Origin of the sequence: Mesorhizobium sp. M7A.F.Ca.CA.004.06.1.1 (assembly GCF_003999135.1) — a bacterium.
Classification (GTDB): domain Bacteria; phylum Pseudomonadota; class Alphaproteobacteria; order Rhizobiales; family Rhizobiaceae; genus Mesorhizobium.
The window spans coordinates 1-7673 of record NZ_RZPQ01000228.1; the positions used below are offsets into that span (position 1 = coordinate 1).

At 58.8% G+C, this 7673-nt stretch carries 10 protein-coding genes, 1 tRNA gene and 1 pseudogene; 5 read left to right on the forward strand and 7 right to left on the reverse strand.

Features of this window, described 5'->3' with window-relative positions; all coding sequences use genetic code 11:
• The coding region (locus tag EN906_RS15610) for a septal ring lytic transglycosylase RlpA family protein (protein ID WP_164777187.1) at positions 1–963 on the reverse strand (963 nt) is incomplete at its 3' end.
• Positions 964–1334: 371 nt separating this feature from the next.
• Between EN906_RS15610 and EN906_RS15615 the strand changes: the two genes are divergently transcribed.
• Both EN906_RS15615 and EN906_RS15620 read left to right on the forward strand, forming a co-directional pair.
• Positions 1335–1676, forward strand: a complete 342-nt coding sequence (locus tag EN906_RS15615; RefSeq protein WP_236383389.1) for a hypothetical protein — start codon at positions 1335–1337, stop codon at positions 1674–1676.
• A 465-nt stretch (positions 1677–2141) separates the two neighbouring features.
• Positions 2142–2231: transfer RNA gene (locus EN906_RS15620), tRNA-Ser, on the forward strand.
• A 93-nt stretch (positions 2232–2324) separates the two neighbouring features.
• Here EN906_RS15620 and EN906_RS15625 read toward each other — a convergent pair.
• The 4 genes from EN906_RS15625 to EN906_RS15645 all read right to left on the reverse strand — a co-directional run bounded on the left by EN906_RS15625 (position 2325) and on the right by EN906_RS15645 (position 5008).
• Positions 2325–3029 carry a hypothetical protein gene (locus EN906_RS15625; RefSeq protein ID WP_127269314.1) on the reverse strand — a complete coding sequence of 235 codons (705 nt, stop codon included), beginning with the start codon at positions 3027–3029 and terminating at the stop codon, positions 2325–2327.
• Between the two features lie 538 nt (positions 3030–3567).
• Entirely contained in the window at positions 3568–3876 is a 309-nt protein-coding gene (locus EN906_RS15635) for a hypothetical protein (protein ID WP_127269312.1), read from the reverse strand.
• Positions 3873–4319, reverse strand: a complete 447-nt coding sequence (locus tag EN906_RS15640; RefSeq protein ID WP_127269311.1) for a hypothetical protein — start codon at positions 4317–4319, stop codon at positions 3873–3875. The genes EN906_RS15635 and EN906_RS15640 overlap by 4 nt, the downstream gene beginning before the upstream one ends.
• Positions 4320–4321: 2 nt before the next feature.
• Positions 4322–5008, reverse strand: a complete 687-nt coding sequence (locus tag EN906_RS15645; RefSeq protein ID WP_127269310.1) for a hypothetical protein — start codon at positions 5006–5008, stop codon at positions 4322–4324.
• 219 nt (positions 5009–5227) lie between these two features.
• On the opposite strand from EN906_RS15645, the gene EN906_RS38970 reads away from it, so the two are divergent.
• Positions 5228–5362: a hypothetical protein gene (locus tag EN906_RS38970; protein WP_348629281.1), complete on the forward strand. Its 135-nt coding sequence runs from the start codon at positions 5228–5230 to the stop codon at positions 5360–5362.
• Positions 5359–5650, forward strand: a pseudogene (locus EN906_RS15655) (hypothetical protein). Before EN906_RS38970 ends, EN906_RS15655 begins: the two are co-directional and overlap by 4 nt.
• Here the strand turns inward: EN906_RS15655 and EN906_RS15660 are convergent.
• Positions 5647–6324 (reverse strand): Crp/Fnr family transcriptional regulator, encoded by a 678-nt coding sequence (locus EN906_RS15660; protein ID WP_127270273.1) that lies wholly within the window; start codon positions 6322–6324, stop codon positions 5647–5649. The pseudogene EN906_RS15655 and the gene EN906_RS15660 sit on opposite strands and share 4 nt — an antisense overlap.
• A 462-nt stretch (positions 6325–6786) precedes the next feature.
• Positions 6787–7044: a helix-turn-helix domain-containing protein gene (locus EN906_RS15670; protein WP_306255447.1), complete on the reverse strand. Its 258-nt coding sequence runs from the start codon at positions 7042–7044 to the stop codon at positions 6787–6789.
• A gap of 284 nt (positions 7045–7328) precedes the next feature.
• On the opposite strand from EN906_RS15670, the gene EN906_RS15675 reads away from it, so the two are divergent.
• The coding region (locus tag EN906_RS15675) for a recombinase family protein (protein WP_164777188.1) at positions 7329–7673 on the forward strand (345 nt) is incomplete at its 3' end.

Genomic DNA, 7673 nt, shown 5'->3' on the forward strand with positions numbered 1-7673 from the left:
GGCCGGCGACATCCCGTCGCCACCCATCGCGGCGAAGGCACTTGAGGCGCGTTCGACCCGCTCGTCGGCATAGGACAGCGAGGCCATGGCAAACGGTGATTGCGGCGGCAGATTGATCTGCGGGCGTTCCGGCACGATCGGGCCGAAATCCGGAAGCGCCAGATCGCCATACGCCGACGACTGCGCCGACATGACCGGCTGGACAGAACCGGAATCGGTCAACTGGCCCGGAAACGGCACGGCCGCGCTGCCCGCAGGCAGGCTTGGCGACGGCCCGTTCATGGCGACCATGACGCCGGTCGGCAGTCCGTCCGACGGGTCGGGCACCCTGTTGCCGGGATGGTAGGAAGCCATCAGATATTGGTCGTCATCGCCGTCAAGCGGCGCGCGGCCGACATATTCGACCTTCACCTGAGCGGTGCCGGTGTTGACATAGTCAAGCATCTGGGCAGCGCGCTCCGACACATCGATGATGCGGCCTTCGTGATATGGGCCGCGATCGTTGACGCGAACGATGACCGAACTGCCGGTCTTGAGATTGGTGACACGGGCATAGCTTGGCAGCGGCATGGTCGGGTGCGCTGCGGTCAGGTGGGTCATGTCGTAGACTTCGCCATTGGCGGTAAGCCGGCCATGGAAGGCATCGCCATACCAGGAGGCCAGGCCGACCTTGGCGTAGCGCTTGTCTTCCTTCGGGTAATACCACTTGCCGCGGACCTGATAGGGTTTGCCGAGCTGATCCCTGCCGCCGCCACGTTGGATGCGCCCATTCTGGGAGATCACACGCGGGCTTGCCTTCACGCCATATTCGGATTCGGCGAAATATTCCTTGGAGCGGGTCTTCTTGTAGACCATCGCTTTCGGCTCGGGCTGCGACGCACAAGCCGCCAGCAAGGCGGCCGACATGGCGAACAACGCGACTGTAGCAGCGCGACGAAGACGCGGTTGCGTCACAGCCTGCATTTTCCTGATGTCCCCTTCAGTCTTGCCTAGACGTCGTATCCAACCGTCGAAGAAGCCGAAACACTCACCCGACCAATACCAGCGACGCCTTCGAACCCCGATCCTTTGTGCGCAGGAATTGCTTATCACGGTATTAACCGATTGTGGCCGCAACCGGGCAAGATTGTGGCGTCTCCACCGCAAGAGCCCTCTGAAAAGTAACGATTTTCGCGCTTCCACGCGAGAGATGTGATGCCCTCTGCCACAGAGAGCCTGGCTTCGCTCCTGCCGGCCATACCTGCCCGTTGACAGGCTTTGTCGGGCAGCGGACCGATAGTCCGGAACAAAGAAATGCGCCGCTAGTTTCATCCGCAGGGCACTCGAACAGAAGGATGAGCATGATGAAAATGGCTTCATTGACAATCGCGATCGCAATGTCACTTTCTGCCGGGTCTGCGATCGCCGCATGCCCGGACAAGTCGGCTTCCAATGCCGGGACGGATGCCGAGCAGACCGCCGGCATTTCGAAAGATGGAACTCACGCGCCCTTAGAGGCCCCGAAAGCCACGGACAGCGCGGGCAAGCCAACCGCCAAGGATGGCGCCACAATGCCATTGGCGGGCGCTGAAGGCGGCGGGGACAAGAATCTCGCAACCTCGCAGCAGGACATTGAGGCGCAGCAGCATGGTGATAAGGCCGCGGCGGCAAAGGCCGATGAAAGCTGCAAAGACTGAGGACCGCTCAGGCCGGAGCCAAATTGCAGCTTCGGCCTTCCTCACCAGCAGCTGTTCCCTTGGCGAACTAAATTTTTGGGGAAATACCGCAGCCGTCCCAAGAGGTTGGCCCTGTGGGGATTAACCCGTCCGCCCGGTTGCTTGATGGTTCCGGTCGATAGCCGGATCGCGCCCTTGCCTGGGCCCCTGCATGCAAGCACTGCAGCGCCTCACATCTCGGGCAACGCCCGCGGCGGGCTTCTTCTTCATGCACCATTGGACCGCGATAGTCCCGGCGCTCGATCCCGACACGCTCAGAGTCTGCCCAGGAAAGCAGGAACCGACGCAGCGGTGGTTGACGCAGCCCTCAATGCCGCTTTACAGGAATGAGGCGTGAACCAGCCGGGAGCGCCTTCGGTGCCAATCCGGTGCCAACAGGCCAAACGAGCTGGCCTCGTGCTACCCAAGTGGTTGAAGAATCACGATGGAGGAATGGCCGAGCGGTTTAAGGCACCGGTCTTGAAAACCGGCGTGGGTGCAAGCTCACCGTGGGTTCGAATCCCACTTCCTCCGCCAGAATTCTAATTAACTAATTGAAAAAGCGGAGTAAATCGCTCTCGCCTTATTCGGTTCCTAACTCAGTTCCTAACTTTTTCGTTCAATGACGACTTATCGCCAGAGCGATTGCCCTCCCCTGAGCATGACCATGTCGTCATCCTCGTCGTCCTCGGGCTCATACGGCGCCGGTGCCTCAAGCAGGTCGATTCGCCTGAGATCAGTCCCTCCCATCGGCGCATCGAGCGAGAGCGTTTTGAACGTGTCGTATTCACGGTTGTAGCCGGTGACGTAATCCTTCATCCGCGCACCGACGTGCTCCAGCAGTAGCTTGCCTTCGAGCACAGCCAGGAGCATCGAGGCGATAACATCATCACGCATGAAGCGCGGAAGTCCTGAACTGACCGCCCGGCTCACCACCCGATAGACCGTGTCCGGGTCGTGGCGCATGGTGTTGATTGATTTCTTTCGCAGCATCCACGCGGCCTGCTTCTTATAGATTTCCTGGCGATGTTCGACAAAGTATTTTCGTTGGGAAATCCGGGTTTCATCCAGATGACCAGCTCTGTACGCATGGTAGTACGCAACCACTTTTTCCGGATTGGCTAGACGCCAAGCTTTCTTGGCCGCTGCACGTATCTCCTTATGTGTCTCACGATACCTTCGCCCGTAGTCCAAGTCTTTTTGACGGTTCTCAGCTCTCCATTTTTTCTTCTTTTCCCTAGCTTCTGGCGAACGTTTCCTTGCCAAGACTTTTTCGCGATTTTTGGTTAGGTATCGGTGTTGTGCTTCGAGGTGCTTTATCGGATCGCGGGCCATCCTGGCACGGTGGAGCTTGGAGACATGACCGCGCAAGATAGTGGGAAAGCTTGTGCCCGCTAATCCCGCTACGCTCCACCACCAAATGAAAAGCCCGCCATCTCTCGGCAGCGGGTCGCCGCCGGGGCTGCCTGTGCAACAAAGGCCTTCGATCCGCGTTGAGGCTGGTCTCAGTGGAGCTTCGACAATGGACCCCGCAACCGCAGCAGTATTGCTTTTACTCTCTTGCAGCCCAGGCCAGGCTGCCGTCTGCAAGCCCATTGAGGCCGCGCCGACGACATATGCGTCGTTCGACGCGTGTCGGGCATCTCTAAAAGACAGACTCGCAGGTGCGCCAAACGGTGAAATCGTCGGACGATGCCATCCTGTCGACGAGACTGTCACCGGTTCACTGCCCGCCGGGTACACCACCGTTGTTGTCACGCGGGGCGTTGGGGGCAACGCCATCAGCAATAGCTACATCGTTCAACACAAAGAATAGAAAGGCCCGCCACCATGAGGCAGCGGGCTCTATGTCCACTATTTGACGATACGGGGGTCACCAGCCGTTGCGATGCCAATCCGACCCCTCTTGCGGCATGTCGGTATCGTTCGACCACGCGATATCGCCATAGTCTTCCGCACAGTACGCTTCGGCGTCGTGCTGCTCTTCGAGGTCGCAATCGTCGCGCTCTCGCTCGTCGTCCCCTTCCCTGTCATCGGCGCCGACGACTTCGATGCCGCCAGCCAGCCAAGGTTCTAGATCCGGGTCCGGCTCTACGAAGTCCAGCAGCGAAATCAGCCGCTCAATCTCGTCCTCGATCGAGCGGCGGACAGTCGGGTCGGAAAGGCGGGTGTGCGCGTTCATGACCGCACCGCCTTCCTGTTTGCCTTTCGCGTCGCCTGTTGACGGGAATGGAGTTCGATGCGACCCGCGAAGGCGGCTTCATCGCGGGCGACAGAGAGCGCGGTTTCCGGCGATCCGCCACCATTGCGGCGAAGCCAATCCTCTTTCCAGCGCAGATCACGGACGCACCGGGCCGGGATGAAGACCTGTTTGAGACATTGGATTTGCCAAGCCTTGAAGGCCTTGTCCGCTAGGTCGCGCTGGAAAACCGCTTCGGCGCTGTCCTTCCCATGTGTATCGGTGGCAAGGATGCGTCGAAAATCGGCGGTCATGCGGAAATGATATGCCAACTCGATTTGCATGCGGCCGGTGCGCCAGTCGGAGGCCGGCTTCAGCCATGCGATGAGCTCGTCCAGTTCCCCGGAAGGCGGCGGCTTCGGGCGAAAGTATACAACTTCGCCCATGGTCAGCCCTCACCACAGAAGGACGCAAGACAGGCGATAAACTCGACGTCATCGACCGCAACGCCGAGGGCTCCGTAGCCATGAATGAGAGCTGCCGCCTTCGCCCTCACTTCGACCATCGTCACGCAGGGATGCCTGATTAAAGCTTGAAACGCCGTGTTCCAGACAGCGATTGCGTCGTCTGCTTGCTGCATGGCGTCGTGGTGACCGCTGGCGTGGGTCACGGCTTCCTGTTTGCGCAGCGAGGTTAGGCCCTCGGTTTCTGCGGACGTGATGCCTGCCATCCACCGATTGTAGCCGGCGCGATCCATGCAACTCGACGCCCACGACTCATCAACCTGTGCCTTCTTGCGGGCAATCTCGGCTTCGAGGTCGCCGGACGACCGGAAGGCTTTCGGATGGTGCGACCAGATGGACGAGAGCCCACCGGGAGGCGTCCACTTCGGAAAGAGCTTATCGCCAAGCGCGTCAGCGATGGCATTTTCCCGAGCCGCTGTTGACACATAGGTCTGTTCGGCCCGCTGGCAGGCGGCGATTGCCTCTTCTAGGCTGGTCGGCGCGGCGTGAGCCGCAGGAGAGACCGCAACAACGGCGGCAGCGGTTGAGAAAGCAGCCGCACCAAGCAAGAGGTTGCGGCGGTTGACATTGGGCATGCCTTCGGCGGCAGCCCGAACAGATGTGCTCGGCATGTGTTTGGTTCCCTATGAACTAGTTACATTTACTAGTTAACCATGAACCGCAATTCGCTTGCCGTCAACAGCAAACTATGAAATATTCCTAGTCTACCGATATGGGGACACAACATGCTCACTACAGGAAACCAGCTTCGCGCTGCTCGGGCGCTTGCTGACATGGATCAAGGGACGCTTGCCAAGCGGGCAGGAATCAACATCAACACGATAAGCGCGATGGAAAAGAAGTGCGCCGAAGGACTGACCAGCGGTTTGGACAAGGTGCGCGCCGTGATGACCGTTCTTGAGGAAGCCGGCATCGAGTTTCTGAACCATGGGAGCCCAGGCGTCAGGCTGAAGGCAAGGCCATGACCCGCCTTTCTATCGTAGAAGAGCTTGAGAACGCCGCCGATAGCATCGCCGACATGTCGCGAGCGGATCTTCAGATCATGCTTCGGCGGGCTGCTTTGATGCTCCGGAACGTCGCCGGCCTACCGCTGGAGCCAGCCACGGAGGACGCGCTGAACTCCATCGCCGCCGAGATGAAGATCAGGCCGGGCGGATCTCATTCAGATCATCTTGCGTGAGTGGCTGGAAACGAATGCCTATTTGCCGGTCCGGACGATCGATGAGGAAAGCGAGACCGACGGCAGCGCCTAACCTTGCCGTTCCGCTGCAGAATAAACTCCGTCACTCATTTCGATGAGCCCGTCGCGATCAACCACCGAGATTTTTCCTCGACCCGCACGAATGTAGCCCATGCCTTCCAACGTCTGCAACGCGAGAGTGACGCCTGGTCGTCGGGTACCCAGCATCAGCGCCAGTTGCGCATGCGTAATCGGCAAAGGTTGTGGCAAGCGGTCCTGAAGCATCAGGAGCATTCGGGCGATTTTAGCGTCCGCTGTCTGTCGCGCGTTAGCGAAAGCCGATCCGGCAAACTGTGCCGCCAAGTCGTAGAAGTAGCGGATGACCAGCAGTCGCATGTTCGGGGAGCGCGCAAAAGCCTCAGTGAGCCGTCCCGCTTCTAGGGCATAGGCATCACAAGAGGTGAGAGCCACATAGTCATGTGCGGAAACCCCAACCCCGAAGGCGAGCGCGGCCCCGGTCATTCCTTCCTGTCCAACTAATGCGATGCCGGCGGCCCCGCTATTGTTATTTCTGGCAATTACACCTGCCACCCCGCTGCAAATGAAGTAAACAGATGAACTCACAGCGTCGGCAGTTTCGAAATGGTAGCCTGGGGGATAGGTCTGAAGCTTCAATTCGGGAATCAGGGCACTTTGGTCATCATGGAAGACCAAGGCGCTCAAAAGCCGGTTGAAAAACTCCGTCACCCGCTCCCCAATTCATTCTGGTGAACCTGCATCGTAATGCACAATCGCATCAAGGATCGTTCTATACAGGCTGTCAACTTCCCCGTCGATCTCATCGCGTTTTATGCCAACCGCTTTGGCGTCAGCGTCCATGGCGGATTCTCCAAGAAGGTAGCCAAAGCCGCCGTGAGTTCCGGCCGCGGGAGAAGGGCTAGTTCTCCTCATCGGAGTCGTGGCGCAGGTCCTCCTCGTCACGCATGGACTGAATGCTATTCTGCGTGTTCCTCGCATCCAACGCCGCTTGCAGTCTCGCCGCTGCGATTAGGATCCTATCGGGTACTGCTTCCGGTGGAGTAGGCATTTCCATAGGCGCATTAACATTTGTTAGTCGAAAATGTTCCCCCGGCGGGCATAGGGACCACCGGCCGCAGGAACCTTAGACGATCCTGATTGCCACTGGGTGCGTGATCTTTTGCACCGCCCCTAGAACAGGTCCTCGAAGTCAGCAGGGCTGCCCCTGGTGCGCCGACGAACGACAATTTCCAGACCGAGGGAAGAAAGCGTTACCATCAAGGTTCGCAGCTGCACTGCAGGCTTTCCGGCCTCAAGGTGCGATATTGTGCCCTGGCGGAGGTGCACTCGATCTCCAAGCGCCTCTTGCGTAAGCCCTGCTTTCCGACGGGCGCGCCGCAGGATTGCGCCGATCTGCTTTTCATTGCGCGCTATCGCGTCAAGCATCATGGTCCTCCGAATACGCGAATGCGTATAAAATGGTGATATACGCGATGGCGTATAAAATGCCAAATTAGAGAAAAGGCGTCCAAGGTGTCGATCGGACCGGCATTGATGACGGGTGCCAGTTCCTCGACGAACTCCGGCAAGCTGCACGGCGGCGACCTGATCGTGTGCACTACAGTGTACTAAATGATTTGAGACAATGGATATCGCCCGTTTTCTTTAATCAGCAAATTCGCCCCGTGTTACTCTCCCTTAATACCGTCGGACGGTATTAAGGAGCGCCGGCGATGCCCGAACTCTCGACTGCTCTTCGCGTCCCGGCAGCGCAATACCTTCGCATGTCAACCGACCATCAGCGGTATTCACTCGATAATCAAAGAGCGGCCATTTCGGAGTATGCCGAGATGAGAGGCTTTGCCGTTGTCCGCACGTATGCCGACGCAGGCAAGAGCGGCCTAAGTCTGAAAGGGAGGGACGGACTACAGCAACTGCTCGCGGATGTCGTGACTGGTCAGGGCGGCTTTTCCGTGATCCTCGTCCTGGATGTCAGCCGGTGGGGACGATTCCAGGATACGGACCAGGCCGCGCACTATGAATTTATCTGCCGCGATGCAGGCATCAATGTCCACTAC